Origin of the sequence: Sulfuricystis multivorans (assembly GCF_003966565.1) — a bacterium.
Lineage (GTDB): Bacteria > Pseudomonadota > Gammaproteobacteria > Burkholderiales > Rhodocyclaceae > Sulfuricystis > Sulfuricystis multivorans.
Window position 1 is genome coordinate 780,132 of record NZ_AP018718.1, and the last position, 26,230, is coordinate 806,361.

General features: G+C 64.4%; 28 protein-coding genes. 3 read left to right on the forward strand and 25 right to left on the reverse strand.

Annotated features, from left to right (window positions below; all coding sequences use genetic code 11):
- Positions 1–13 precede the first annotated feature (13 nt).
- The 7 genes from EL335_RS03870 to EL335_RS03900 are packed head-to-tail and all read right to left on the reverse strand — an operon-like array spanning position 14 to position 7,002.
- A complete protein-coding gene (locus EL335_RS03870) occupies positions 14–301 on the reverse strand; it encodes a cytochrome C oxidase subunit IV family protein (RefSeq protein ID WP_126444332.1) in 288 nt (95 codons plus the stop codon).
- Complete coding sequence (locus tag EL335_RS03875) at positions 298–897, reverse strand: cytochrome c oxidase subunit 3 family protein (RefSeq protein WP_284155439.1); 600 nt, start codon at positions 895–897, stop codon at positions 298–300. The genes EL335_RS03870 and EL335_RS03875 overlap by 4 nt, the downstream gene beginning before the upstream one ends.
- Positions 894–1,610 carry a c-type cytochrome gene (locus EL335_RS03880; protein ID WP_126444333.1) on the reverse strand — a complete coding sequence of 239 codons (717 nt, stop codon included), beginning with the start codon at positions 1,608–1,610 and terminating at the stop codon, positions 894–896. The genes EL335_RS03875 and EL335_RS03880 overlap by 4 nt, the downstream gene beginning before the upstream one ends.
- A gap of 4 nt (positions 1,611–1,614) precedes the next feature.
- On the reverse strand, positions 1,615–2,817 hold the full coding sequence (gene nosD, locus EL335_RS03885) for a nitrous oxide reductase family maturation protein NosD (protein WP_172600022.1): 1,203 nt from the start codon (positions 2,815–2,817) through the stop codon (positions 1,615–1,617).
- Positions 2,802–4,502 (reverse strand): 2-succinyl-5-enolpyruvyl-6-hydroxy-3-cyclohexene-1-carboxylic-acid synthase, encoded by a 1,701-nt coding sequence (menD, locus tag EL335_RS03890; protein ID WP_126444335.1) that lies wholly within the window; start codon positions 4,500–4,502, stop codon positions 2,802–2,804. Before menD ends, nosD (EL335_RS03885) begins: the two co-directional genes overlap by 16 nt.
- Positions 4,499–5,809, reverse strand: a complete 1,311-nt coding sequence (locus EL335_RS03895; RefSeq protein ID WP_126444336.1) for an isochorismate synthase — start codon at positions 5,807–5,809, stop codon at positions 4,499–4,501. The genes menD and EL335_RS03895 overlap by 4 nt, the downstream gene beginning before the upstream one ends.
- Positions 5,806–7,002 carry a class I adenylate-forming enzyme family protein gene (locus EL335_RS03900; RefSeq protein ID WP_126444337.1) on the reverse strand — a complete coding sequence of 399 codons (1,197 nt, stop codon included), beginning with the start codon at positions 7,000–7,002 and terminating at the stop codon, positions 5,806–5,808. The genes EL335_RS03895 and EL335_RS03900 overlap by 4 nt, the downstream gene beginning before the upstream one ends.
- 102 nt (positions 7,003–7,104) lie before the next feature.
- Here EL335_RS03900 and EL335_RS03905 point away from each other — a divergent pair, with 102 nt between their 5' ends.
- The 3 genes from EL335_RS03905 to EL335_RS03915 are packed head-to-tail and all read left to right on the forward strand — an operon-like array spanning position 7,105 to position 11,029.
- Positions 7,105–7,812, forward strand: a complete 708-nt coding sequence (locus EL335_RS03905; RefSeq protein WP_172600023.1) for a sulfite exporter TauE/SafE family protein — start codon at positions 7,105–7,107, stop codon at positions 7,810–7,812.
- Positions 7,809–8,654, forward strand: coding sequence for a phosphate/phosphite/phosphonate ABC transporter substrate-binding protein (locus tag EL335_RS03910; protein WP_172600024.1), 846 nt, complete (start codon positions 7,809–7,811; stop codon positions 8,652–8,654). The genes EL335_RS03905 and EL335_RS03910 overlap by 4 nt, the downstream gene beginning before the upstream one ends.
- Positions 8,651–11,029, forward strand: a complete 2,379-nt coding sequence (locus EL335_RS03915) for an EAL domain-containing protein (protein ID WP_126444340.1) — start codon at positions 8,651–8,653, stop codon at positions 11,027–11,029. Before EL335_RS03910 ends, EL335_RS03915 begins: the two co-directional genes overlap by 4 nt.
- Here EL335_RS03915 and EL335_RS03920 read toward each other — a convergent pair.
- The 18 genes from EL335_RS03920 to nosZ form a co-directional block, all read right to left on the reverse strand.
- On the reverse strand, positions 10,998–12,005 hold the full coding sequence (locus EL335_RS03920; protein WP_126444341.1) for an o-succinylbenzoate synthase: 1,008 nt from the start codon (positions 12,003–12,005) through the stop codon (positions 10,998–11,000). The genes EL335_RS03915 and EL335_RS03920 overlap by 32 nt on opposite strands.
- Complete coding sequence (locus tag EL335_RS03925) at positions 12,005–12,373, reverse strand: DUF5615 family PIN-like protein (protein ID WP_126444342.1); 369 nt, start codon at positions 12,371–12,373, stop codon at positions 12,005–12,007. The genes EL335_RS03920 and EL335_RS03925 overlap by 1 nt, the downstream gene beginning before the upstream one ends.
- Positions 12,370–12,597, reverse strand: a complete 228-nt coding sequence (locus EL335_RS03930) for a DUF433 domain-containing protein (RefSeq protein ID WP_126444343.1) — start codon at positions 12,595–12,597, stop codon at positions 12,370–12,372. Before EL335_RS03930 ends, EL335_RS03925 begins: the two co-directional genes overlap by 4 nt.
- An 18-nt stretch (positions 12,598–12,615) precedes the next feature.
- Entirely contained in the window at positions 12,616–13,443 is an 828-nt protein-coding gene (gene menB, locus EL335_RS03935) for a 1,4-dihydroxy-2-naphthoyl-CoA synthase (RefSeq protein ID WP_126444344.1), read from the reverse strand.
- On the reverse strand, positions 13,440–14,363 hold the full coding sequence (gene menA / locus EL335_RS03940) for a 1,4-dihydroxy-2-naphthoate octaprenyltransferase (protein ID WP_126444345.1): 924 nt from the start codon (positions 14,361–14,363) through the stop codon (positions 13,440–13,442). Before menA ends, menB begins: the two co-directional genes overlap by 4 nt.
- Positions 14,360–15,100: a class I SAM-dependent methyltransferase gene (locus tag EL335_RS03945; RefSeq protein WP_126444346.1), complete on the reverse strand. Its 741-nt coding sequence runs from the start codon at positions 15,098–15,100 to the stop codon at positions 14,360–14,362. The genes menA and EL335_RS03945 overlap by 4 nt, the downstream gene beginning before the upstream one ends.
- On the reverse strand, positions 15,097–15,579 hold the full coding sequence (locus EL335_RS03950) for a TlpA family protein disulfide reductase (protein WP_126444347.1): 483 nt from the start codon (positions 15,577–15,579) through the stop codon (positions 15,097–15,099). Before EL335_RS03950 ends, EL335_RS03945 begins: the two co-directional genes overlap by 4 nt.
- Positions 15,579–16,406: an ABC transporter permease gene (locus tag EL335_RS03955; RefSeq protein WP_126444348.1), complete on the reverse strand. Its 828-nt coding sequence runs from the start codon at positions 16,404–16,406 to the stop codon at positions 15,579–15,581. The genes EL335_RS03950 and EL335_RS03955 overlap by 1 nt, the downstream gene beginning before the upstream one ends.
- Entirely contained in the window at positions 16,403–16,900 is a 498-nt protein-coding gene (locus EL335_RS03960) for a hypothetical protein (protein WP_126444349.1), read from the reverse strand. Before EL335_RS03960 ends, EL335_RS03955 begins: the two co-directional genes overlap by 4 nt.
- A gap of 6 nt (positions 16,901–16,906) precedes the next feature.
- On the reverse strand, positions 16,907–17,782 hold the full coding sequence (locus tag EL335_RS03965) for an ABC transporter ATP-binding protein (protein ID WP_126444350.1): 876 nt from the start codon (positions 17,780–17,782) through the stop codon (positions 16,907–16,909).
- A 173-nt stretch (positions 17,783–17,955) separates the two neighbouring features.
- Entirely contained in the window at positions 17,956–18,147 is a 192-nt protein-coding gene (locus tag EL335_RS03975; protein WP_126444351.1) for a type II toxin-antitoxin system HicB family antitoxin, read from the reverse strand.
- Between the two features lie 38 nt (positions 18,148–18,185).
- On the reverse strand, positions 18,186–19,169 hold the full coding sequence (locus EL335_RS03980) for a NapH/MauN family ferredoxin-type protein (RefSeq protein WP_126444352.1): 984 nt from the start codon (positions 19,167–19,169) through the stop codon (positions 18,186–18,188).
- Positions 19,166–20,065, reverse strand: a complete 900-nt coding sequence (locus tag EL335_RS03985) for a 4Fe-4S dicluster domain-containing protein (protein WP_126444353.1) — start codon at positions 20,063–20,065, stop codon at positions 19,166–19,168. The genes EL335_RS03980 and EL335_RS03985 overlap by 4 nt, the downstream gene beginning before the upstream one ends.
- Positions 20,062–21,441 (reverse strand): nitrous oxide reductase family maturation protein NosD, encoded by a 1,380-nt coding sequence (nosD, locus tag EL335_RS03990; RefSeq protein ID WP_284155440.1) that lies wholly within the window; start codon positions 21,439–21,441, stop codon positions 20,062–20,064. Before nosD (EL335_RS03990) ends, EL335_RS03985 begins: the two co-directional genes overlap by 4 nt.
- Before the next feature lies 1 nt (position 21,442).
- A complete protein-coding gene (locus EL335_RS03995; protein ID WP_284155441.1) occupies positions 21,443–22,420 on the reverse strand; it encodes a hypothetical protein in 978 nt (325 codons plus the stop codon).
- Positions 22,421–22,532: 112 nt separating this feature from the next.
- On the reverse strand, positions 22,533–23,282 hold the full coding sequence (locus EL335_RS04000) for a c-type cytochrome (protein WP_126444355.1): 750 nt from the start codon (positions 23,280–23,282) through the stop codon (positions 22,533–22,535).
- Positions 23,283–23,406: 124 nt separating this feature from the next.
- Positions 23,407–23,718 (reverse strand): c-type cytochrome, encoded by a 312-nt coding sequence (locus tag EL335_RS04005; protein WP_284155442.1) that lies wholly within the window; start codon positions 23,716–23,718, stop codon positions 23,407–23,409.
- A 97-nt stretch (positions 23,719–23,815) separates the two neighbouring features.
- The gene (gene nosZ / locus EL335_RS04010) at positions 23,816–26,110 is read right to left on the reverse strand and encodes a Sec-dependent nitrous-oxide reductase (RefSeq protein WP_126444356.1); all 2,295 of its coding nucleotides are present in this window, start codon (positions 26,108–26,110) and stop codon (positions 23,816–23,818) included.
- Positions 26,111–26,230: the final 120 nt, after the last annotated feature.

Below are 26,230 nucleotides of genomic sequence, written 5' to 3' on the forward strand. Positions count from 1 at the left end.
TCCTTGACAGCCATCAATGCAGCGTGGTGATGCGCCGCAGGACATCTCCCCAACCGTGACTGAAGATCACCATCAGCGGCACGAGGGTGACGAAGCCATGCAGGATGCGGCGGATGCGCGGATGGGCAGTGGTGATCGCCATGTAGTGATCGATCACCAGCCGGCCCTTGATGGCGATCAGGCCGGCGACGACGAAAGTCAGCGGCCAGCCGGCGTGACCGGTTTCGGCGAGCCAGGCGCCAGCGAGCGTGAGTGCCAGGAGCAGCAGCCAGATTTTTTCGGCGTGGCCCAGACGATTCATCGCAGCACGTAGAAGAACGGAAAGAGGATCAACCACAGCACATCGGTGCCGTGCCAATACATCGCTGCGGCTTCGAGGCCGCTGTAATCGCGCGACGAATAGACGCCCAGCGCGGTGCGCGTCGCCACCCACGCCAGCCCCAAGAGGCCCCAGCTGACATGCACCAGATGGTTGAGCGTCAGGTAGTAATACACCGTGTAGAAGATGCCGGCGGCGCCGTCGATGCCGTGGGCGACGTTCCAGCGGATTTCGAAGAACTTGACGCACGGGTAGCCGAGACCGAGCAGCAGGGCCGCCAGCACCCAGCGCAGCGTGGTGCGCCGCGCATCGCGGCGGATTGCCGCGACGGCTTTGACCATGCAATAGCCGCTGGTGAGCAAAAGCAGCGTGATCGTCACGCCGGCGACGGTGGCGAGCTGATCCGGCCCTCTTTCGAAGGCGGCCGGATGGTGCGCCTTGGCGATGAAATAGACGCAGAACAGCAGCAGGAACTCGACCAGCACGCAGAAGATGCCGACCCAGATGCCACGGTTGCCGGGGACGGACTCGCCGATGGGTTCCGGCGCGCGCAGGCCGGCAGTCATTTCCTGGCTCATTCGTCCTGCAGATGCGTGATGTAGGCGAGGATGTCCTGGATGTCCTTTTCCGTAAGCCGGTTGAGCACGCCGAGCTTCACCGTCTTGGGTTTGGACTTGCCGTCCTCTTCATCCTCGTCGTCGGCGACCTTGTCGTGAAGGCGCTCGCCCTTGATATAGGCATTGATCTGCTTTTGCAGGTAGTTCGTGTATTGCCCGACGAGCATCGGAAAGCGCGTCTTGCCCCGGCCATCGATGCCGTGACAGTAGGCGCATTCCTCCTGGTAGAGTCGCTTGCCGTTTTCCAGATCCCCTTCCAGCTTCGGGATGATCATCACCTTTTCCATTGCCAACAGGCGGGTCAAGGCATCGTCGGTCGGTTTGAAATCGGGAATCTTGGTCGACAGCTGGATGCCGGCCAGATAGGCGGCCACCGTCTTGATGTCCTCATCCGGCAGCTCGCGTTCCTGGGTGTAGGGGAACATCGGGATGTTGATGCGCTCGCGCGAGCGGAATTTCTTCAGCGTGTATTCGATATAGGCGGCGCGCTGGCCGGCCAGACGCGGATATTCGCCGCGCTTGCCGCCCTGGCCGAGGTCGCCGTGGCAGGCGGCGCAGGGCCCGTAGATTTCCTTGCCGCTTTCCTGTTCCGGCGCGGCGGCATGGGCGCGTGCCGGCAGGAAGACCAGGCCGAAGGCAAAGCAGAAAATGCGCAAGCTGGTGAGCATGGGCATGAGGTCACTCCATCGCGGGGGTGGGATCGGAAAGGATGCGATACGGTGCCGAGAACGGCGCCAGCCGTTCGAGGAAATCGAGCAATTCGAGCACCGGCGAATTGCGGAAGAAGGTGGTCATCGGTGTTTCCATCCAGATGCGGTCGGCATAGAGCCAGACCTCGTGCGGGGTGTCGCCGATGCCGTCGCGATCGCGGTCGAAGCCCTGGTATTCGTCCCAGCGGTTATAGCGCCAGACGTTCGCGGCGGCCGCGCCCACGCCGCTGATCGCCACGGTGGTGAGGTTGTTGTCGAAACGGTTGTGCGCGAAGCTGTGTCCGCCGGCTTCGCCGTAGAAAAACAGGCCGATGATGTTGTGCGCGAAGCGGTTGTCGCGCACGTCGAGCAGGTCGATCTTCTCGGGCGGCGCATCCACCTTGAGGCCGACTGCGCAATGCAGCACGGTGTTGCCGATGACGCGACCGGAATCACTTTCCTTGAAGACGATGCCGGCGCCGCCACCGGTGAGCGCATGGGCGATGGTGTTGCCGCGCAGCACGACGTCGCGCGAATAGAGCACGACGATGCCGGTGGCCATCCGCTCGATGCGATTGTCCTCGATCGACAGGCGCGGCGAGAATACTATCTGCATGCCATAGCGGCCATCGCTGAACTGGTTGCCGATGATCACGCTATCCTGCGAGTTGATGAAAGTCAGGTCGCGCGCGCGCTGGAAGCGGTTGTGCTCGATGCGATTGGCAGTGCCATGCCACATGCGGATCGCGTCACCGCGCATCGAAAGCTGCAGCGGCTTGCCGGTCACTTGGTTGCTGCGCACCACGGTATTCACGGCCTGGCGCAGATGGATGCCGAACAGCACATCCTCGATGCGGTTGTTCTCGATGAGGTGATCATGCCCTTCGACCTGGATACCGGCATCGACGGCATCATGGAGCTCGCCGCTGCCGCTGATCGAGAAGCCGCGCAATGTCACGCCGCGGCCACTGATGCGCACCACCGTGCCGCGGCCGGCGCTGCGAATCTGGGCCTGCCCACCGCCTTCGAGGACCAATGGCTTGTCGATCGTCACGGGCCCGGCATACACACCTGGCGGGACGTGCAGCGTGCTGCCCGCTGGCGCGGCATCGATCAGCGCCTGCAATGAGGGCGCTGCCCAGACGAGCGGCGTGGCAAGCCACAGGACGAGCCGGATCAGTGGGCGAAGCATGTTTGGCTGTCCTGCGGATCGATGCTCGCTTCGATCAAGCATCCCCTGGGCAGCGGCGCGAGCGCGGCGCGCAACGCCTCGAGCGTGTGCACGCGCTCATGCGTCATGCCGAATGCCGCGGCGAGCGCGGCCAGATCGCAGCGTTGCGGCGCGATCCAGCCGTGCCTGAGCAGTTCCGGCGGCAGCGCCGACGCGAACGGCAGATGCGCGAAGATGCCGCCGCCGCCGTTGTTGAGCAGCACGACGGTCACGCCGTGACGAGCGGCGAGGGCGAGGCTCGTCGCGTCGTGGAGCAGCGTCTGATCGCCGATCAGCGCGACACTCGGCGCGCCGCTCGCTTGCGCAATGCCGGCGGCCGTGGCGATGCTGCCATCGATCCCTGAGGCGCCGCGGTTGCCGTAAAGCGTCAAGGGCGTTTCACCCAGGCCGCCGAAGGCATCGACGGCGCGGATCGCCAGCGAGTTGCCGACGAAGACCTGGCAGCCGGCAGGAAGCTGGGCGAGCAGCGTGCGGGCGATCGTGCCTTCGAAGAAGCGGGTGTCAGTCATGGCGCGGGCGTCGACCTCGGCGCCCAACCAGTGGGTGGAAAACTCGGCGCTGGCGGAAATCGAGACGTCCCGCCGGGCGCCGAGTCGTTCCGGAAACTCGGCGCTGGCGGGACGGCACGAGGATATGAGGGCCGAGGCGATCGCGAGCGGCTCGCCGCGCAGCACGGAGCCGCTTTGCCACAGCGGATCGGGCCAGCGGCCAGGCGGTGCGACGAGGAGGTGCTCGGCAGCGGTGAGACTTTTGAGCCAGCGCTCGAGCGCGCGTGAGATGGGAAAGGCGCCAAAGCGCAGCACCCAGGCTGGTTCCGGCAGATTGGTCTCGCGCAGAAAGCGTGCGGCGTGAGCGACGAAACGCGACTTGTCGTGCGGGCCGAAGCGCAGGTTGGAAAGCGCCTCGACGATCACCGGCGCCTCGAGCGCGTCCGCCAGTTGCGCGAGCGCCTGCGCAAAGCCGTCCGGGTATGAGGCTTCGCCACAGATGATCACGCCCGGTCGGCCAAAGAGCCGCGCGGCGATTGCGTCGAGGTTTTCCGGTGACTGGGTCGCGGGCGCAGGCAAGACGATCGGCGCGGGCAGCGCTGGCGGCGCCGGCAGGGTTTCCGGCAGCAGCGGTTCGCGAAACGGCAGATTCACATGCAACGGCCCTGGCAGCGGCGTTGTGGCCGTGGCAACCAGCCGCGCGGCGAGCGCGGAGAAAAAGCGCGCCTCGATCGCCTCATCCGGCGGCGGCAGCGCATGAAAGGCGCGCACGTGTTCGCCATAGAGCTTCGTCTGATCGATAGTCTGGTTTGCCTCCCAGCCGTGCATTTCCGGCGGCCGGTCGGCGGTCAGTGCGATCAGCGGCACGCTGGCGAGGTTCGCTTCGACGATCGCCGGCAAGAGGTTCGCCGCGGCGGTGCCGGAGGTGGTGATGACGAGCGCCGGCCGTCTGCTCGCCTTGCCCAGCCCCAGCGCGAAGAAGCCGGCGGCGCGCTCGTCGTTGATGACTTGGCAATCGAGTTCCGGCCGGCGCAGACAGGCGAGTGCCAGCGGCGCCGAGCGTGCGCCGGGAGCGAGCACCGCGTGATGCACGCCGGCAGCGACGAACGCGGCGATCAAATGATCGGCCCAGGCGAGATTGCGCGTCCCCGTGTTCATGCGGCGGCCTGCCGGCGCTGACTGGCGAAGAGCGCATCGCGCATGGCGCAAAGTTTCGCCTCGGTTTCGGCGAGTTCCTGCTCCGGGACGGAGCCGTCAACGAAGCCGGCGCCGGCGTAGAGAGTGATGCGTCCGTCTTCGAGCAGTCCGCAACGCAGACAGACGGCGATGTCGCCATCGCCGGCGGCATCGACCCAGCCGAAGCCGCCGGTGTACCAGGCGCCGCGCCGGTCATGGTGGCGTTCGAGCCAGTCGAGCGCGGCCGGCGTCGGGGTGCCGCCGACCGCCGGCGTCGGATGGAGCCGAATGATCAGATCGAAAGGCCCGACATCTGCGCGGCGGCGCGCGAGGATGCGGCGGCGCAGATGGCTCAAGCCTTCGAGCTGCAGCACTTCCGGCGCGGACGGCAGAAGGATGTCCGTGCACTGATCTTCGAGCGCCGCGATGATCGCCCGGACGACGACATCGTGCTCGCGCCGGTTCTTGTCGTCGGAAAGCGCCCGGGGGGACGTGTGCCAGCCGGTACCGGCGAGCGCATCGACCGCGACTTCGTCGCCATCGAGCGCGAGCAGGGTTTCGGGCGAGGCGCCGATGAAGGCGAAGCCGGGGCCGCCGAGGGCGTAGGTCGCGCAGGAAGGGTGGTGACGGGTGAGGAAGTCGATGAGCGCGGCTTGCTCATCGACATCGCCGCGGAGCTCGAGACTGCGCGTGACCACCAGCTTGTCGAGCTCACCGCGCCGAATCGCCGCCAGCGCCGCGCGTCCACGGGCGAGGAAGGCCTGCTCGGAAAGCGCTGCCTTCTGGAGGGTGAGGGGCGTAGTGCGGCGCTGAGCGCGCGGGCGAAGCAGATCGTTCCAGAGTGAGCGCCAGCGGGCCAAGGCCGTCTGTGCCCGTTCTGCGGCCGTGCTCAAGGTGAGACTGACATGCCCGCTCCGTTCGGTGAGCAGCAGTTCCGGCACCCAGAGGCTGGCATTCGGCAAAGGCTCGCCGCCTTCAGGCGTGAAGGCGAAGCCAGTGAAGGCGCGCGGTGGCTCGCCGGCGTAGCGCCAACCGGCGATCAAGCCACGCTGTGCGGCGGCGAGCGCCGCGAAACGTCCGTTGCCACTCGTCAGCGCGCGCAAGGCGATGCCGGCGCCGAGCAGGCGCAAACCCTGTTCCGGGCGCTGCCAGAAGCACCACTCGCCCGCCGCCTCGGGGTTGATCGCCGGCCAGCACGGCAAGCGCACCGAAAGCGAGATCGAGCGCGCTGCCGGGGCCTGCGCCGCGAGGCTGGCCAGTGCCGGCGCGATCTGCGCCCAGTCGATCATGACCACAGGCTCCGCACTGCGTGCCGGTCGAGCTTGCCGGAGGCGAGCCGGGGCAGCCGCGCGACACGCAGAAAACGCCGCGGCCGGCGGCTGGAAGGCAGTCGAGCGCGACTCCAGGCCTCGACCGCCGCCTCATCCGCTTCGCCCTCATAGACCGCGGCGATCAGATCGCCCCAGACGGGGTCAGGGAGCCCCATCACTGCCGCCTCGCGCACGCCGGGACATAGAGTGAGCTGCGCCTCGACTTCGAGCGGATGGACATTGACGCCGGCGCTGATCAGCATCTCGTCGGCGCGACCGAGGATCGTCACCCGGCCCGCTTCATCGATCGTCGCCAGATCGCTCGTGGTGAGCCATTCGCCGACGTCGGCTTCATTCAGGTAACCGATCATTCGCGCTGGTGTCGCGACTTCGAGCGTGCCGGACTCCGACAGCCGCACCCGCACGCCCGGCAGCGACCGGCCATCGACGAGCGCGGTGGCGCAGGTTTCCGTCATGCCGTAGCTGAGTCGGATCGGCCAGCCGGCCTTGCGCGCCCTTTCTTCCAGGCTCGGTGCGAGCGCCGCGCCGCCGACGAGCGCGCAACGCAGACTTGGTGGCGGCAAGACGGCGGCATCGAGCAATCTCGCCAGCATCGCCGGCACCAGCGAGACATGGGTGATGCGCCGCTCGACGAAGGCGCGCGCCACGGCGTGAACATCGAAGCCTTCCTGCACCACCGCAGTGGCCCCGGCACGCAGACAGCGGTAGAGGATCGTCGCGCCGGCGACGAAATGAAGCGGCAGGCAGGCGAGCCAGGCATCATTGGGCTGGAGATCGAAGGCGCGCTCGCTCATGCGTGCGGCAGCGGCGATCGACCGCCAGGCAAGGCGTACGCCCTTCGGTTCTCCGCTCGAACCGGAGGTGGCGATGATGAGCGCCAAGCGAGGGTTTGCCGTGGCTTCGGCCTGTTCGATGAGCCGCGCGCGTGCCTTTGGCGAAAGGTGCGGCGGTAAAGGAAAAGCCGTGCCCGCGCCCAAGCCGCAATCGATTAGCCCCTTGGCGAGCGTTGCCGCATCGTCTTCGAGTAGGGTCAAGCCGCTTCGCCCGCGTCGGCCAGCGAGCGCGCCATAAGAGAAAACGCTGCCGTCGGGCAGGATGAGCGCGGGCCGCTCGGGAGGGTGGCGGGAGAGCCAATGGCGCAGGATTTGCATGGCCGCAATTGTAGGCAGCTTGGCAAGGTGCGCCCATGAGCCAGATCAAGGGAGGCAAACATCAGTGCCCTGTGGTAAAAACCCTGCGCCATGGAGGTGTATTTGTTCGCCAGCCTGATCGCGCTGGCTGCTTATTTCGTCCGCGGGATCGCCGGCTTCGGATCGGCTCTGGTTGCCTCTCCTTTGCTGGCGCAAATGCTACCGCTGTCGATCGTCGTGCCCCTGGTCGTGATCCTCGACAATTCCGGTTCGGTCCTGCAAGCCTGGCGTCATCGGCGCCTGATCGTCTGGGCGGATCTGCGCCCCTTGCTACCGTTTTCGTTCGTGGGCATTACGCTAGCGATGGTCTTGCATGCCTGGATCGATGGCCGTCTGCTGAAGCTGTTGTTGGGCCTTTTCGTCGTCCTTTTTGGCGCCTATCAGTTCCTGCCGCAACCGAATGTGCATCTGTCGCGGCGCTGGGCAGCGCCGGCAGGTCTGCTCGGAGGGCTTGTCGGCGGGCTCTTCGGCACTGGCGGGCCGTTCTATGTGATGTATTTCCGGCTGCGTCAATTGGAGAAAACCGTGTTCCTCGCCACGATCGCGATGCTGTGGGTGGTCGATGGCGGCCTGCGCATCGCCGGTTTCGCGCTCGGCGGCCATTACCAGGAGCAGCATCTGTGGCTGCTGGCGGCGATGGCGCCGACGGCATGGCTCGGATTACACTGGGGTCAGAAGCTGCATTTCGGAATTTCGGCCACGACCTTTCGCCATATCATCGGCGCATTGCTGCTGGCCAGCGGCGGCATGTTGCTTTGGAGACAGTCATGAAAAGAATCCTCTGCTTCGTCTCTTTCTGGCTATGTGCGCTTGCCGCCCACGCCTGGGAGGCCGGCGGGCCATATCCGTTCGGCGTGCTCAACCACCGTTCGTTGACCTTCACCGCCGAATACTGGAATCCGATCCTCGCCTGGGTTTCCGAGCGCGCCGGGGTGAAGCTCGAACTGCGCGTCGCGCGCACCGCCAACGAGACGACCGACATGGCCGCGCGCGGCGAGCTGGCCTTCGTCTATTCGAACCATTTCTTCACGCCGGAACGCGCGAAGCTGGGTTTCACCGTGCTCGCCCGTCAGGAAGGCGAAGGCATCAAAGGGCAGGTCGTGGTGCGCGACGACAGTCCGGCAAAGCGTCTGCAAGAGCTTGCCGGCCAGAAAGTCGCCTTCGCGAACCCGTATGGCTTCACCGGCTATTTCGTGCCCTACGACGCGCTGCTCAAGGCCGGGGTCGAGGTGGAGCCGGTCTTCGCCGGCACCCAGGAGGCGGCGATGGGCCAGCTCAAATTCGGCCAGGTCGCGGCCGCCGGCGTCAATAGCCAGGTGATGGCCGATTACGCGCGGCGCGAGCACTTCGCCTACCGTGTGCTCTGGGAATCGATCCCCTATTTCGATCTGGCGGTGATGGCGCACCCGAAAGTGCCGGCGGCTCACCGCGAAGCGGTCAAGCGCGCCTTTCTCGCGCTGCGCGAGGAGGAAAGCGGCCGCGCGGTGCTCGCCGAGGCGGCGCAAAAACTCGGGCTCAAAAGGCCGCGCGGCTTCGTCGCCGCGTCCGACGCCGATTACGAAAATTACCGGCGCTTCTTCCGCGAGACCCTCGTCCCGCTCAAAGGGCAATGAACCTGCTGGCGCGCCTATCAATCCGCTTTCGGCTGCTGATCGCGCTGGTGGCGGTGGGGCTGCTGCTGGCCATCGTCGGCAGCGTCGCGGTGCTCCGGGTCGCGCGCGAGATCGGCGGCAACGTGGTGGCCCAGACCGCGCAGCGCGAAGCGCGGCTGCTCGCCGCGACTCTCGTCGAGCCTTTGATCCTCAAGGACTACACCACCGTCGAGCAGCTGATGCGCCGGGAGGTGACCAGCGCCGAGGCGAACGTGGTGCGCTTTGCCGGCGATGGAGTCGAGATCGAGGCGCAGGAGGCGCCCGCCGCCTTGCAACGTCCGGACTGGTTCGCGGCGTTGTTGGGGCTCGTCCCGGGTCAAGCCGAGGAAACGATCGCCGTCGGTGGTCGGGAATACGGCCGGCTTGCCGTGACGATCGCGCCGGGCTTCGTCGAAGATCGCCTGTGGCGGATGCTCGGCCTGGGCCTACTGATCGCCGCCGGCGCGATGCTGCTGCTCGCGCTGGCGATGCATCGGATCATGCGCGCCAATCTCGCCGGGCTGGAAGCGATCCGCGCCTCGACCCAGCGCCGCGCGGCCGGCGATCTTGCCTCCCGCATCGTATTGTCGCCCACCGCGCCGCCGGAGCTCGTCGAGACGGCCGGGGTGATCAACCGCGCGCGCGATCAATTGCAGCAGAAGATCGACGAGCTGGCGACCGAGAAGGAGCGCTGGCGCATCACGCTCGCCTCGGTCGGCGATGGCGTCATCGTCACTGATGCCGATGGTGACGTGGCGTTCATGAACCCGGTCGCCGAACGGCTCAGCGGCTGGCCGCTTCCTGAAGCGCGCGGCAAGCCGATCGAGACCGTGATGCCGCTCATCCATGAAGAGACGCGCGCGCAGCAACCCAACCCGGCGCGGCTGGCCTTGCGCACGGGCGAAACCCAGGCGATGGCCAATCACACGCTGCTCATCGCCCGCGACGGCCGCGAGATTCCGGTGCACGATTCGGCGGCGATCGTGCCCTCGGTCGCCCATGACACGCCCGGCCAGCCCTGCGGCGCGGTGCTGGTGTTCCGTGACGACAGCGAGCGGCGCGCGCTGCTCAGAGAGTTGCGCCTGATGGCCTTCCACGATCCGCTCACCGGTCTGCCGAACCGCCGCGCCCTGGTCGGGCGCATCGAGCGGGCCTTGCGTCAGGTGCGCGAGGACGGTCGCAGCCACGTGTTCTGCTACATCGATCTCGATCAGTTCAAGCTGGTCAATGACACCTGCGGCCATGCCGCCGGCGACGCGTTGCTGGTCGAGATCGTCGGCCTGATGCAGTCGGCCGTGCCGGCGCCGGAGGGTGCTGAGAAGAGTCTGTTGGCGCGCATCGGCGGCGACGAATTCGGCCTGTTGCTGTTCGATTGCCCGCTCGATGAAGCGGTCTGCACGGCCAGGCGACTCGTCGAGCTGATCACCAGCCATGCTTTCCGTTATGAAGCCCGCCAGTTCCACATCGGCGCCAGCGTCGGCGTCGCGCCTCTCGAAGCGGGCATGGGCGTCGATGAGGTGCTCGGCCATGCCGATACCGCCTGCTATCACGCGAAGGATCAAGGCCGCGGCCGCGTCGAGGTGCATAGCGCCGCCCATCCGGGCATCCGCGCGCTCGACGAGGAGATGCAATGGGTGATGCGCTTCGATGAAACGCTCGCTGCACACCGCTTCCGCCTTTATCGCCAGCGCATCGCACCGCTCGCGGCGCAAGATGCCGGCGAGCATTACGAAATCCTGCTGCGGGTGCTCGACGAGCAAGGGGTGGCGACGCCGCCGGGCCGCGTGCTCGCGGCGGTGGAACGCTTCGGCTATGCCCCTGTGCTCGATCGCTGGGTGTTCGATGCACTGCTCGACCATCTCGTCCGTCATCCCGCGGATCAGGCCCGCTATGCGATCAACCTGTCCGGCGCAACGCTGTCGCAGGCCGATCTCCTCGAGCATGTCCAGCTACGCCTGGCGTCATCGGGGATCGCCCCTGCGCGGCTGTTGTTCGAAATCACCGAAACCGCGGCGATCCATCATCTGGCCGCGGCGCAGCGCTTCATCGCCGCGATCACGAAGCTCGGCTGCCGTTTCTGTCTCGACGATTTCGGCGCCGGCCTGTCTTCCTTCGCTTATCTGAAACGGCTGCCGGTGAGCGTGCTGAAGATCGACGGCGGCTTCGTCCGCGCGCTGCACGAAGAGGCCAACGATTACGTGATCGTCAATGCGATCGCGCAGATCGGCCGCGATTTGTCGCTCGAAGTGGTCGCCGAATGGGTCGAGAACCAGGAGATCCTCGACAGGCTCGCCGAAATCGGCGTCGACTATGTGCAGGGGTATTTCATCCACCGCCCCGAGCCGCTGCCGGAGTGAAGCCCAGTCCTGCGGTTTCTGGTAGTTGCAGAACACCCCCGACGATTGCGGGCGGCGCGGCGAGATCGTCGGCAAGCCATGCCGAGGTGCCCAGGCCGTGGGCGAGATCGGGCGAGAGCGCCGCGGCCAAATGCGCGGTCGCGGCGACACCGATCGCCGAATCGATCACCGTGGTGAGCACGAGCTCGATGCCGGCATCTCGTGCGGCCTGCGCGATCCGCCGCGTTGCTCGAATGCCGCCCAGCCGCGCCGGTTTGACCACCAGCCGGCGCACTGCGCGGCTTTCCGTCAGCGCCGCGAGGGAAAACCCCGGCAGCGATTCGTCGAGGGCGAGCGCATAAGGCAGCGCCGCCTGCAATGCGGCGAGGGTTTCGAGCGACGGCTGGGCGAGCGGCTCTTCGACCGCGTCGATCGGCAAGGCGCGGATCGCGAACAGGAAACGGCGCGCTTCGCTCTCATCCCAACTGCGATTGGCATCGAGCCGCAGGCATAAGGTCCTGGGCAGCGCGAAAAGGCGCGCGATCTCCTCCTCGACGGATGCCAGCCCGACCTTGATCTTGCCGATGCGAAAGCCTTGGGCGGCAGCCTGCGCGTAACGGTCGGGCAAGCCAGCGTCGAGCGGCCCGAGCGCGGCATTGACCGCGATGCCGTTGCAGCTGCCGCCGAGATGGCGCCACAGGGGCTTGGCCTGCCGCTGCGCGGCGAGATCGGCTTGTGCCGTCTCGATCGCCCAGCGCGCCTCGCAAGGCAAGGCATCAAACTCGGCGGCTGCGGGACGGCACGCCCAGGCGGCGAGCGCATCGATGACCCGCTGCGGATCACCGCCAGAAGGCAAGGGCGCGCAATCGCCCCAGCCTTCATGGCCGTCGGCGTCGATCAGATGCAGTAGCGCGCCAAGGCGTTCGGTGAGAGTGGTGCGCGCCGCCACCCACGGCAGCTTGAGCGGCAGGCGGTAGGGAAGGACTGTGGCGTGCATCAACCAATCGGGAGATGTTTGATGCGAATGCGATCTGGCGTAACCGTCACCAGAGCGCCATTGGCCATCGCCGTGGCGATGCTCGGCCAGATACGCTCGAGGAGCAACGCAAGCTCTTTGCTTTTCAAGCCTTCTATACGCAAGCGCACAACCGAAGGACCGCGTTCACCGCTGGTGGCCAGCAAAGCGTGAAAATCTGCATCCAACGTGATGACATGGCGTTTCTCTTTGCGGGCGAACTGGAGAATCATTCGATCGCTTGCGCGGGAAAGACCGAGATCGGCGACATGCCATACCGACCATTGTTCGCTTGGCAACGCTGCGCCGACTGAGCGAGGCAATCCTTGATCGAGCAACAGGGAAATCACGCTGCCTCGAGCGCGAACGTCTCGTCGGCGAGATTGCTCGCCGCGAAAGCAAGCGCCTGTCGTACGTCCTCTTCTTCGAGCTCGGGGTATTCGGCGAGAAGCGCGGCGCGATCGGGATAGAGGGCGGCGGCTTCGACGACGCGGCGCACCGTCAGACGCATGCCGCGGATGGTCGGCTGGCCGTTCATGATCGCGGGGTCTACGGTAATGCGGTCGAAGATCATGGCCGAATCATAACGCTTTCATGGCCGCCGGCGGTATTTCGAGAAATCCGGCGGGCGTTTTTCGAGGAAGGCGTTCCTGCCTTCCTGCCCTTCGGCGGTCATGTAGAAAAGTCCGGTCGCCTGGCCGGCGAGTTCCTGGATGCCCGCCAGGCCATCGGTGTCGGCATTGAAGCCGGCCTTGATCATCCTGAGCGCCGTGGGCGAGAGCTTGAGCATTTCGCGGCACCAGGCGACGGTTTCCGCTTCCAGCCGGTCGAGCGGCACGACGGCATTGACGAGGCCCCATTGCAAGGCCGTCTGCGCATCGTATTGGCGGCAGAGGAACCAGATTTCCTTCGCGCGTTTCATGCCGATCGTGCGCGCCATGAGGCCCGCGCCCAGCCCGGCATCGAAGCTGCCGACACGCGGCCCGGTCTGGCCGAAGCGCGCGTTCTCCGCGGCGATGGTCAGATCGCAGCAAAGATGCAGCACATGGCCGCCGCCGATCGCGTAGCCGGCGACCATCGCGACGACCGGCTTGGGCAGGCGGCGGATCTGCATCTGCAGATCGAGCACATTGAGATGCGGCGTGCCGGTTGCCACATCATGATAGCCGCCGTCGTCGCCGCGCACCTTCTGGTCGCCGCCGGCGCAGAAGGCCTGGTTGCCGACGCCAGTGAGGATGATGACGCCAATCTCGGGGTCGCGATGGGCGCGCGCGAAGGCGTCTTGCAGCTCGATGATCGTTTCCGGCCGGAAGGCGTTGCGGCGCTCCGGTCGGTTGATGGAAATCTTCGCGATGCCGTCGCCGGAGAGCTCATAGAGGATATCGGTGTAGGTCGCGGCGGGAACCCAGGAAATCGTCATAGCGGCAGCAGGCAACCGAGGGCGAGAAAAAGACCGAACAGAAATTGCGCGCGCGCGCTCCTGGCGAGCACGTCGTTGAGCGCGACGCCATGCGCTCGACGCATCGCGCGCACCACCTCGAAAGCGGCGGGCAGGGCGGCCAGTGCGAGCCACAGCCCATGCCGGGAGGGCAACAGCGCGGACAAGAGCGGCAGCACGAAAAAGGGGGCGATCATCAGCACGGCATGGGTGTCACGCGCCGGGGCTTCGCCGAGCACGGCGGCGAGCGTCATGCGGCCGGCGGCGGTGTCGGCGGCCAGATCGCGCAGGTTGTTGACGAGCAGCACGGCGGCGGCGGGCAGGCCCAGCGCCGCGCCGGCGAGCAACGCCGCAGGGGAGAGGCGCTCGGCCTGCAGCCAGTGGCTGCCGGAGACGGCGAATACGCCAAAGAACAGCCAGACGAAGAGCTCGCCGAACGGCGTATGGGAGATCGGTTTCGGTCCTGCCGAATACATGGCGCCGGCGGCAAGTGATGAGAGCCCGATGATCACGATCGGCCAGCCGCCAGAGACGGCGAGGAAGACGCCCAACGCGAAGGCGAACGCAAACGCGAGCAGCGCGGCGCGGCGCACGCTAGCGGCGCTCGCCCAGCCGGCGGCAGTGACACGCAAAGGGCCCAAGCGGCCGGGCCGGTCATTGCCGCGCTCGAAATCGCTGGCATCGTTGAGCAGATTCGTGCCGATCTGGATCAAGAGCGCGGCGGTCAGGGTGGCCAAGGCGATGCCGAGGCGTGGACTCGCGCCTTCGGCCCAGGCAAGCGCGCTACCCACCAGCACCGGCGTCGCCGAAAGCGCGAGCGTGCGCGGCCGGGCGGCGATCCACCAGATGCGCCAACGGCTCGGCGGGGCGTCCCCGATGGCGAGAGGCAGCTTGAGCTTCATGCGGACGCGCTGGGCTTTTGGCCGAAATGCAGGCAGGCGATGCCGAAGGAGAGATTTTCCCAATGAACGTCGGTAAAGCCTGCTTCGGCGATCAATCCGGCGAATTCGCGCTGGTCGGGAAAGCGCCGGATCGATTCGATCAAGTACTGGTAGGCACCGGGTGCACGCGCGATCGCGGCCCCCAGCCGTGGAATCACGAGGTGTGAATAGGCATCGTAAAACGGCGCGATGAGCGGCGCCGGGCGCGAGAATTCCAGACAGATGAAGCGGCCGCCGGGCACCAGCACGCGATGGATCTCGGCGAGCGCGGCGGACAGCCGCGTCACATTGCGGATGCCGAAGGCGATCGTCAGCACATCGATGCTGCAGTCGGGAAAGGGCAGAGCCTCGGCCTCACCCGCTAGCCAGTGGATACGCTGATCACAGGCGCGCCGGCCGGCTTGCATCATCGCGACACTCGGATCGCAGACGATGACGCGCCGGCCACAGCCGTCAAGCAGGCGGGCGACGTCGCCGGTGCCGCCGGCGAGATCGACGACGATGCCGTGGCTGCCTGCTGCGCGCCGGGCGAGACGACGCTTCCAGAGCCTGTGGATGCCGAAGCTCATCAGGTCGTTCATCAGGTCGTAGCGCGGCGCGATGCGATCGAACATGCGCCGGATGCGGCTCTTGCGCTCTTCGGGCGCGACCGTTTCGCGACCGAAGCTCTCATCCAGGGCGTGGCGCACCGCCGTCATTGGAGCAAGGCGTCGGCGGCGGCCTCGAGCTCGCTGCGACTGATGCGGCCGAGCTTGTGGCCGATGAGCTTGCCTTGCCGGTCGATGAATACGGTGAAGGGAAGCCCCGCCTTGTCGTTGCCCAGCGCCTTCAGGAGCTCGGTGCCGCGCGCTCCGGCGAAGAAGTTCGGGTATTCGATCTCATAGGCTTTCAGGAAATCGCGCGCATTGGCGCTGTTCTCCTCGATCGCGATGCCGACCACGGCAAGCCCCTGCGCGCGGTATTTGTTCTCGAGGGCCCTGATTTCCGGCATTTCGTCACGGCACGGCGAGCACCAGCGCGCCCAGAAATTGACGATCATCGGCTTGCCGCGGAAACCCGCCAAGCTTGCCGGCTTCTCTTGCGCATCGGTCAGCTTTGCGGCAAAGAGCGCTTCGGCATCCTGCGCGCGGGTAAAGGTGCTCAGGCAGGTGATCAGAATGAAAAGCAGCGTGCGCATCAGGGTAGATCGCCACGACGAAAAAGGAAGTAACCCAGGCCCGCCGCGGCTAGCCCCAATGCTGTCGGATAGGCGAGGGCGAACAGCTTGTAGCCACTGGCGCCGAAGGTGTCGAGGATCACATAGGCGGCAGGCCCGAGCACGATCAGCTGCGGATCGAACAACGCCAGCGCCGCAGTGCGAAACACCTGCAAGGGATTGACGAGTGCGATGCCGATCGCGACTTCGGGTGCGACTCGCCCCTGGATCATCACCCCCAAAAGGATCAGATCGAGGAACAAGAGCAACACCAGCCAGGTCAGGAAAGCGGCGCCCTGCGCCATGTCGGTGCTGCGCGCGAGCGCCGAAATCAGCATCCCCAGTCCCAGGAAGCAGGCCGCCATCGCGGCCAAGAGCGCCGTGTAGTAGCCGAACATGTCCCAGGGAATCTCGATTTCCTTGATCATCGCGATGCCGACGGCGGCGAGCATCGCCAGGAACACCGGTGCGAAGATGACCAGATAACGGCCGAGGATCTTGCCCCAGAACCAGGCGGCGAGGCTCACCGGCAAGGAGAGCAGGTATTCGAATACGCCCGCCTCGCGATCCCCCGCCACCGAGCGCACCGTGGTGATCAAGACGAAGATCGGCAGGATCGCCATCGTCAGCTGGATATAGGTGACCAACAGGCGGGAGAGGCCAATGAAGCCGAGCACGCGCGATTCGGTCAGCCCGAACACGAACAGCAGCGCGACGATGCCGCCGAACACGCCGGTGTAGATCAGAAACCAGCGCGCACGCAAAGATTCGACGATGTCGAGACGGGCGGTGAGCCAGAGCTGTTTCATCGTTGCGGCTTCCTGACCTTGGCGACGACGTGTTCGGCCATGGTTGCGAAATCGACCGAGCCGGGCTGCGGCTGGGCGACGGCGCCGAAGTTGTAGCCCATCGGCGAATACTTGTTGATGTAGTGGGCGGATCTTGCATCGAGCCAGCGCACCGCGTTGCCCTGGCTGGTGACGTCGGCGACCCAGAGCTTCGTCGCTGGCTCGCGGATCCAGGGGTATTTGTCCGCCTTGTCGTGGAGGAACAGCGCAAGGCAGCCAGGATCGTCGAACTTGAAGACGTTGTTCTTCGGCCCGCCGCGCAGCTCAGCGGCAAAGCGCCGGTCGGAGATGCCCATGTTGCAGACCACGCAGGTATCGCGATCCCATTTGATCGGCTGCATGCCCTCCGGCCAGCCCTCGTCGCGCGCACAGCCGTGAAGCGCTGCAAGGGCGGCGGGAAGCGGCGCGAGCGCGAAAAGGGAAGTGCAAAACTCACGACGTTTCATTTTTTTCATGACCTCCTATCGTGCCGTCTGGTCAGCGCCGACTTTTTCGGACATGGTGAGATCCGCGAGCAGTGCGACATAACGCGAGAGCGTGCCCAAGAAACGCAGCCGGTCCGGCCCGGCCACTTCGCCGCTCCAGACGAGGCCGGAAGCATCGGCAGTGAATTTCCAGCCCGCCAGCGTCTTCGCGAATGCCGCATCGACGCGGCGCACGACGAGCCGGCAGGCGAACACGCCGGAGAGCGAGACGTCGTCGGCGACGCGGTCGTCGAGCACGATCTTGCCCATGTCCATTTCGATGACGCGATTGACCAGCGCGGCGACCTCGTCGATGCGGTGGCTGGAGATCAGCATCGTCGCATCGTGCTGGCGTTCGGCCAAAAGCTCGAAGAAGATCTTGCGCGCCGCCGGGTCGAGGTTCGCGGCCGGCTCGTCCATGATCAGGAGCTTGGCATTGCGGCCGAGCGCGATCGCAATCAAAAGCTTTTGCTTCATGCCGCCGGAGAGGCGATTGAACGGCCGGGTGCGGATCGTATCGACCGGCAGACCCAGTCGATCGGAGATCGCATCGATCTGGCCGGGATCGGCGCCCGAGAGCGCGGCGGAAAAATCGATCAGCTGAGCAACCGGCATCTTCAAGGGTGGCGGCAGCTGCGGCACGAAGCCGATCTTGCCGAGCACCTTGGCGCGCTCTTGGCGGGGGCTGTGACCGTCGATGGTCACCTTGCCGTCATGCACGTATTCGCCGAGCAGACAGCGGATCAAGGTGGTCTTGCCGGCGCCATTCGAGCCGATCAGCGCGATGCGCTCGCCCAACGCGATGTCGAGGTCGATGCCATCGAGCACGCGCGCGCGACGGAAGGATTTGGTGAGGTTTTCGCAGCGGATCATCGGGGCGCGGTGAGAATCTTGAGAATGTGGCGGGCGAGCTGCTCGTCGATTTCGTTATGTCGGGGTCGGCTGTTGTCGGTCGGTCACGGGATTGCGATAAAGGTCGTGGCGCGCGCCGTGGCGAACGAAGATACAGCCTGCTTCAGTGAGTCTTTTCAGCAACTCCTGTCGCTTCATAGGGTGAGGGCGACTTCCTTGACCTGGTAGTCCTGCGGCACGTCGTCCATCAGCATCAAGCAATAGGCATCCTTGATGTTTTCCTCGAGCTCTTCGAGAGTCTCGCCTTGGGTCATGATTTCCGGATGATCGACGAGCTTGCCGACCCAGAAGCGATCGTTTTTCCAGTAAATCATGTTCAGCTTCATGGCGGGGTTCCTGTGTTGCGAATCCGTGAGCGACGAGTCTACATCAGCTTCGCTAGCCCCTTGATGTCGAACTTGAGCGAACCGGTCGGACAGGTGTCGACGCACAGACCGCAGCGCGTGCAGTCCGGGCCGATCGGCACCTCGGTGTCGACCGCGCGGCCCTTGATCACCGTGTCGAGCACGTGCGGCACGAGACAGACCTTGCGGCAGTCGCCCTCGTGGAAACAGCCTTGGAGCGTGTATTTGACGCGCAGCGGCGAGATGATGCCGACTACGCCATAAGTGAGCCCGATCGGGCAGGCGTAGCGGCACCAGGCGCGGCGCATGAAGAACACCTCGAAGACGAGGAGGGCGAGAACCCAGAGCATCGCCAGGATGCCGCTGCTGTAGATCAGCGCCCGCGAGACGATGCCAGTCGGCGAGATCGCCTCATAGACCGTGTAGCCGGTCACCAGCGCGAGTAGAGCGAAGATGACCCAGGAGACGGTGCGCCAGCGCCGGTCGATCGGCGTGTCGGTGACGATCTTCTTCTGCACCAAGAAGAGATGGAGCTTCTCGGCCCATTCGGCGAGGAAGTGATAGGGGCAGACCCAGGAGCAGAAAGTGCGCCCGCCGAGCAGGATCCATAGCACCAGCACCGTGCCGGTGCCGATCAACAGATTGGTGATGATGTGCTTGTGGGCGAGCATCACCTGCAAGGCTGAATTGAGGTCGATCAGGTGGAAGCCGGCGAAGCGCGAGGCGGTGAGCGCGCCTTCGAGCAGCTGGATGTCGAAGTGGTAGGAGACGACGAACAGCAGATTGACGAAGATCAGCGTCGCCCAGCGCCAGTTGCGCCACTTGTGATTCTTTTCGCGCGCGCGGTGTGCCTCCTTCGCGGCGGCGAGTTCCGCCTTGTTGGTCATGCGTTTGAGCTGATGCACCTTCAGGGCGCGCTCTTCGATCAGCGCTGGTTTTTGCGGTTCGGCGCCGAACATCACCTTGATCTGTTCGACGAAACGGCGTTTCAATGCGGCACTCATGATTCACCTCTCCAACCTTCGCCCGGCAGGACTTCGATGCTCGCCGGCTCGGTCGGGCAGATCATCTCGCAGACACCGCAGCCGACGCAGGGCTCATGCACGACGGGTGTCTTGCGCTGTCGGCCGTCCGCCGTGATCACCGTTTCCAGAGTGATTGCCCCCTTGATCGGACAGGCCTGCACGCACAAGTCGCACAGCTCGACGTCGTAGGGATGATCGGCGACCTTGATCGGCTTCCAGCGATCGACGCTCATGTAGCGCAGCTTGCCCTTGAAGTCCGGGCCGCGTGCCTGGCCCTTGAAGCTCTTGCCCTGCATCGCCAGGCAGGATTCGGGGCGGGTCAGCCGCGCCACGCCGATACGCTCGGTCAGATTCAAGGTCGGCTCCGGATCGTGTTCCTTGGCGAGCAGAATCGGTTTGTTGGCCAGTTTCGCGCCAGGGCGCACGCTCATGTAGGCGGGCTTCTTGTAGGTGAGCGCCCCAGTCGGACAGGCAAGGATGCACTGCACCGCATCACAGGAGAAATCACAGGCTTGATCGCGCGCGTCGATGTGCGGTACGCCGACGCCAAAGCCATCGGAGAGGTCGGCGAGTTTGATGGCCTGCACCGGGCAGACCTGCACGCACTGCCCGCACTTGATGCAGCTGGCGAGAAAATCCTTTTCGTCCAGCGCACCGGGCGGCCGCAAGCGTTTCTTCTGCGCATAGGCGACGGGCAGATAACCGGAGAGCGCCGCGCCGAATACGCCGGCGCCGAGCAGGAAGGTGCGCAGCGCGCGACGCCGCGCCTGCAGCCGTCGCTCTTTCGACAGTGGTGGTTTGGTGCCGGCCGCCCCTTGGACGGGCGGGGATGCCGTCTCGTCAGCGCCGACTTTGGGCGTGTCGTTTTCGCTCATCCTGCATTCCTCACGGGCTTGTGCATGCGCGGTTTCGGGTCACGCGCCTGCAGTTCGGGAGCGGTGATCGGCGCCAGCCGTTCGAGGAAATCGAGCAGCTCGAGCACCGGCGAGGTCTTGAAGAAGCGCGCGGGTGGTGTCTCCATCCAGATCTGGTCGGCATAGGCATACTCTTCGTGCGGTGTGTCGCCGAAACCGTCGCCATCCTTGTCGAAGCCCTGATAGGTATCGAAGTAGTTGCCATGCCACTGGTTCTTGTCGCCCTGGCCGCGGCCGGCTTGGTAAATGTCGGTCAGGTTGCCTTCGAAGATGTTGTCGTCGAGCAGATTGCCGCCCAGCTCGCTGGTCAGCTGTACCGCGATGCCGTTGTAGGCGAAGCGGTTGCCCTTGAAGCGGACCGTCGTATTCGGCTGGAACGGCGACAGGTCCGAACCGACGCCGACCGCGCTGTAGATGATCTCGTTGTTCTCGATGGAAATGTCCGAGGCCTCCTTGAAACCGATCGCCATGCCGGCCGCGCCGGTGGCGTGCGAGAGGATGTTGTGGCGCGCGCTGCTCCCCTCACAGTACATGAAGTAGATGCCGACCGAATTGTCGTAGAAGCGGTTGCCTTCGACGAGATTGTTGTTGGCGAACATGAAGTGGATCGAATAACGGCTGCGTCGGCCTTCGTTGCCGCGATAGATGTTGCGATGCGAATACCAGGCGACGTTGTCGCGCGAATCGGTGACGAGGTTGTTTTCGATCAGGTTGTTGTTGCTGTACCAAAGGCGGATGCCGTCGCCGCGGATACCCAGGTCGAAGGGTTTCGAGGAGATCCTGTTGCCACGCACGATGTTGTTGCTCGACTGCTTGAGGTCGATGCCGAACAGGCAGTTGTCGATCAGCAGATTTTCGATCACGTTGTTGTGGCCGCGCACGTCGAGGCAGGAATCATCGGTGTCGTGGTTGGCGCCGGAGCCGGTCAGATGCAGGCCGCGCAGCACGGCGCCATCGGTCTCCAGCGAGAATACCGTGCCGCGGTCGCCGGCATCGATCGTCACTTGGCCGCCGCCATCGATCGTGAGAGGCTTTTTGACGACCACCGGGCCGGCGTAATTTCCCGGTGGCACTTTCAGCACCGAGCCGGCCGGCGCGGCATCGACGAGCGCCTGGAAGGGCGGATAGCCATGCATTCGTTTGTCGCGCTCGTAGAGCGGAAAGGTCGGTTTGGGCCGGTCGATCGTGACGCGCGGCGCGTTCGACAGATCCGCAGTCTCGCCCAATCGCCCGGAGGTTTCGCCGATACCTACTTTGTCGCTCACCCCTTGCGCGGTGACGAGCAGCGAAAAGCCGCCGAGCATCAGGCCCGACAAGATCTTCCGCCAGTCGATCATTTCAGCTCCCGGCCTGCTGGTCGAGCTGCTTGCGCCGCATCAAAAGCGCGAGCATCAAACAGACGAAGACGATCAGCAGCAGCCCGTAACCCCAGTAAGGGTAGGAATAGGTCGAGAATTGCGCGACCTTGCCTTCGCCGAACACGGTCGGCATGAAAGGCTTGACCGTGAACGCGCCCCACGGGTGCAGGTGGTGACCGAAGAACCACAGCCAGGCCGAATACTCGATCACGAAGTAGAGCGGCAGCAAGGCCGGCACGAGCGCGAGCAGCAGTTCGAACTTGCGCGGCCCTTTCCAGATGCCCGCAATCACGATCAACATCGCCACGATCATGCCGGCGATCACGTAGCCGGTGATGCGCCGGACGTTGTCGCCCCATTGCTGGATTTTCTCCGGCTCGCGGAAGAAAGTTCCGGTCTCTTCCATGTATTCCTTGACATGGGCCTCGAGATGACCGAGCAGATACTGATCGGCGATCGCCCAGGCAGCGACGGCAACGAAACCAACCGTCAGGATCGCCAGACGGCGCTTTTTGTCGGTGCACATGAAACCGAGCAGCATCACCGCAAAGAAACCGAAGAAGAACTTCGCCAGAGGCTTTTCGACCGGTGCGCCGGTGGCGATCGGAAACATGCCGACGTAGTGGTTGATGGTGTTCATCTCATGCACACAGTCCAGCCCCTGCGCACCGCTATCAACTTTCTTCTTCTGGTCGAGGATCGGGTTGTAGCGCTCTTCGTTGCCTTGAATGTCGGACTGGATCACTTCCTCGGCCAAGCGGCTGCCCTTGCCGGCGGCCTTGCAGCCGTTGAAGACGCCGTTGAAGTGGAAGTGGATGCGGATGCCGTCCGGAAAGGCATCCTTGGGGTAGTTGGGCGCGGTGAGCGAGACCCACCAGATCGGGGAGAAATAGGCGGCGATCATCGCGATCAGCGCGATCAGGGTCAATCCGCCGATCAATCTGTTGTTTGCTTGCATGTCCATTCTCTTCGATTGAGGGGCCCGTCCGCGGCCGCGGACGGGATGCCAGGATACCTACAGAATACCGGAAGCAACTGCTCGCCCTCCCCCCAAGGGCGAGATGCGGCGCTCAGTTCTTCTTGCCGCCCTTGGCTGCGGGCTTGTCCGCGCACATCCTGCCCGGCATCATCAGGCTTGCCTGATAGGCGGAGATCGCCACCAGCTGATCGTCGGTGTATTTGGTGATCACCTTGACCATGTCCGGGTTGGCGTTGCGGCGCTTGCCGTCGCGAATCGCGGTCATTTGGCGCAGCAGATACTTGTAGTGTTGGCCGGCGATCACCGGATAGAACTTCTCGGCATTGCCCTCGCCATGCTCGCCGTGGCAGTTCTTGCATTCCTTCAGATAGAGCTCCTTGCCCTTGGCGACCTGGGCATCATAGTCCTTGCCTTCGTACTTGCCGTGATCGGTCGGAACGCACAGGGTCTGGATGTAGGCGGCCGTGTTGGCGAGTTCCTGCGGATTCTTCAGCGCTTCTTTGGCGAACGGATACATCGTCGGGTTGTCGCGCAAGCCTTCGACGATGTCGGCCATCTGCTTGAGCAACACCGTGGCATGCTGGCCGGCGAGCTGCGGGAAGGTTCCATCGGGGCGCCCGGCGCCGGAAGGCAGATGGCAGCCGCCGCAGACTTCATAGCTCTCTTCGCCTTCCTTCGGGTCACCCTTGAGTTTCAGGGCTTCGGCCTTCTTGCCTTCCATCTTGTTCCACTGGTAATCCTTGCTTTCGATGCCGGGCTTTTTCTGTGCGGGCACTTGGGCGAGGGTAGCGGTGGCGGGGAGCAGGGCGGCCGCGATGGCCAGAACGATGACTTTCTTCATGCTGAGCTTCCTTTCTCTGTGAAATGACGCCAACCCCTGTCGGCTGTCGGGGTGAGCAGCGTATCCGAATGCGATGCTCTGCTCCATTGGCTACTTCTGATTTCTTGCCTCGGATGATTCCGATTTACTTCAGTTTGGAGAGATACTCGGCGATCGCCTTCATCTCATCGTCATTGACGAGGTGCATCACGGCCTTCATCGCCGCAGTCTGGCCGTTGTTGCGCGCGCCGCTCTTGATGTCCTTCATCTGCTGCAGTGCGTATTCGGCATTCTGGCCGGCGAGCTTTGGATAGTTGGGCATGATCGGCGTCTTCGCATCCTTGCCGTGACAGGTGAAGCAGGTTCTTTCCTTGAACAAGGCTGCGCCATCGAGGGCCAGGGTGGGCGTGGAAATGCTCAGCGCGAGGGCCATCGGGAGAAGTCTTTTCAGCATCATCGGGGTTTCCTTTCCTTGGTTGGACCGGGTGGATCGCATTCTGAACGATCCACCCGGTGACTTCCTTGAACTAGATCAATTTACTCAACAATCGCCTTTACTTGACCTTTTTGGCGCCTTTTTGTTCGAGATAGGTTTTGGCTCTGAGGCCGAGGTCGGCGGCCTTGACCTGGTATTGCCAGACCTGTTCGGCCCAGAGGGTGGCCTGTTCCCAATCCTTCTTGGCGGCGGCTTCCTCGTGTTTCTTCTTGGCATCGGGGATCTTGTTGAGCTGGTCGGTGGCATCCTCGACCATCGCGACGGCATCCGGGAAGTCCTTGTAATTGACCGAGGTGATGAAGGCGACGACGGAGTCGATGACGGCCTGGGTGTCGGCGATCTTCTTCAACTGGGCCTTATAGTCGGCTTCCGTATAAGCCTGGGCGGCGAGGGTGGTCTTGGACGGCTTCCAGCCCTTCGGCTTGACCAAGAGGTAACCCTGCATTTCGAGGTGCAGCGCCGAGCAGAACTCCGTGCAGTAGTAGGGATAGACGCCTTCCTTGTCGGCCTTGAACTTGACCGTGACGGTCTTGCCGGGCTCGACCGAGGCATGGACGTTGTAGGTCGAGATCGTGAAGCCGTGGGTTTCGTCCTCGGCGCGTTCGAGGTTGGTCAGGTGGATCGTCACTTCGTCGCCGACTTCCGTCTCGATGGTTTCCGGCGTGATGTGCGAGCGGATCAGGGTACCGAACACCTCGACCTTGTTGCCCTTTCTGACGGTCTTTTCCTCACCGGCCCTGACGGCGCCCGGATGCGGATTGTCGGTGCGGCTGTTGGTGCCGAGCTTGTAGCGGATCGCCGGCTTGAGCTTCTTGGCGTCGATGGCCACCGCGTAGTGGGGTTCGCCCAGCGGCAACGGCATGTCGTAGAGCAGCTGCATCTTGTCGTTGGAGATATCGATCAGCTGGTGGTTCTGCGGATGCAGCGGGCCCACCGGCACGAAGCGGTCGATCGCCAGCTTGTTCAGTGCGACCAGATAGTGGCCCTTCGGCTTCGCCGTATCGCCTTCCATCGTCATCAGGTGGCCGATGTTGTAATGGACGGAGATCTTGTCGAGCACCTTGCCTTCGCAGAAGTCCCACTTCGCGACCTGCGAATCGACATACAGCGAGGTGTAGGCCACGCAGGGCTTGGAGTCATACTGCGTGTGCAGCGGGCCTAAGCCCAGCGAGACCTGGGTGTGCAGCGTGTCCTTCATGGACAGCACCGGGATGCCGTAGGGGTCCTTGGACTCGAACTTGCCGGCCTTGATGGCGGCCATGATCTTCTCGAAGGAATAGACGGACACGTGCGTATCGAGCTTGCCGGCGACGATGATCTTGGTGCCGTCCGGGGTGACATCGACGCCGTGCGGGCTCTTCGGCTCGGGAATCAGGAACAGGATGCCTTCCTTGACGGCGACGTCGATCGGCAGCACGTTGTGGCCGTTGATCTTCTTCGCCTTGCCGGCCTTGACCAGTTCGGCGGCGCGCTTCCAGTTGATCACGTGCAGGTAGTCGGTGTCCTTCGCGGAGCAGCCGGCTTCATAAGGCGGACGGCCCTTCTCGATGCCGCCCACATAGCGCTCGGAGCAGAACGAGTTGGTGAAGCTCCAGCCATCCGACGGGCCCTTGCCGGCATCCGACAAGTCCTGCGAATAGGGCGGCAGCTCGACGGAGAAGGATTCCTCCGGCTTGATGCGGCCTTCCTTGCGGTCGAACTTCCAGTAGGTCATGCCGCCGCGGTATTTCTCGTTGAACTCTTCGAGCGGATAGAACTTGCGCGGTTCGAGCGGCGCGGCGTATTGCGAGGCTTCGAAGACGTAGTCGGTGTTCGGGGTGACGAAGGCGCCGCCGTGCTCGGACTTGAAGACCGGGTTGACGACGATCTGCTTGGTCTCGAAATCGCGCAGGTCGATCACCGCGATGCGCGGGTTGGCCTTGTCGTTGATGAACAGGAACTGGCCATCGGTCTCGCCGTTGGTCTCGGAGATCGCCGGGTGGTGGGTGTCGCCCCAGGTGATGTCCTTGCCATCGATGCGACCACCGGCCAATACCGCCTTTGACTCCTCGTCATAGCCATAGCCCTGCCAGGGCTCGGGGGTGAACACCGCGATGTATTTGAGGATGCGCATCGAGGGGATGCCATAGACGATGATCTGGCCCGACTGCCCCCCAGAACTGAACACCACGAATTCGTCCCGCCCCCCCGTCGGCACATAGGTCTTCGCCGCCGCCAGCAAATCCTGCTGGCTCAATCCCCGCCGCTTCATCACGTCTTGCAGCGTCTCGGCACCCAACGCCGATCCCACTGCCGCTATCCCAAAACCTGCCGCCAGCAACCACGGTACGGCTCGTTGGCTGAGTCTCTTCATGATCTGCCTCCCGGTAAAAAAACGCACATGTCACGGCTCAACGCCCCATGCGGCATGCGGCCGCATGCGACAACTTGTCGCACTGACAGCATACTAGTTTTCGCGTTCGGGAAACAGAAT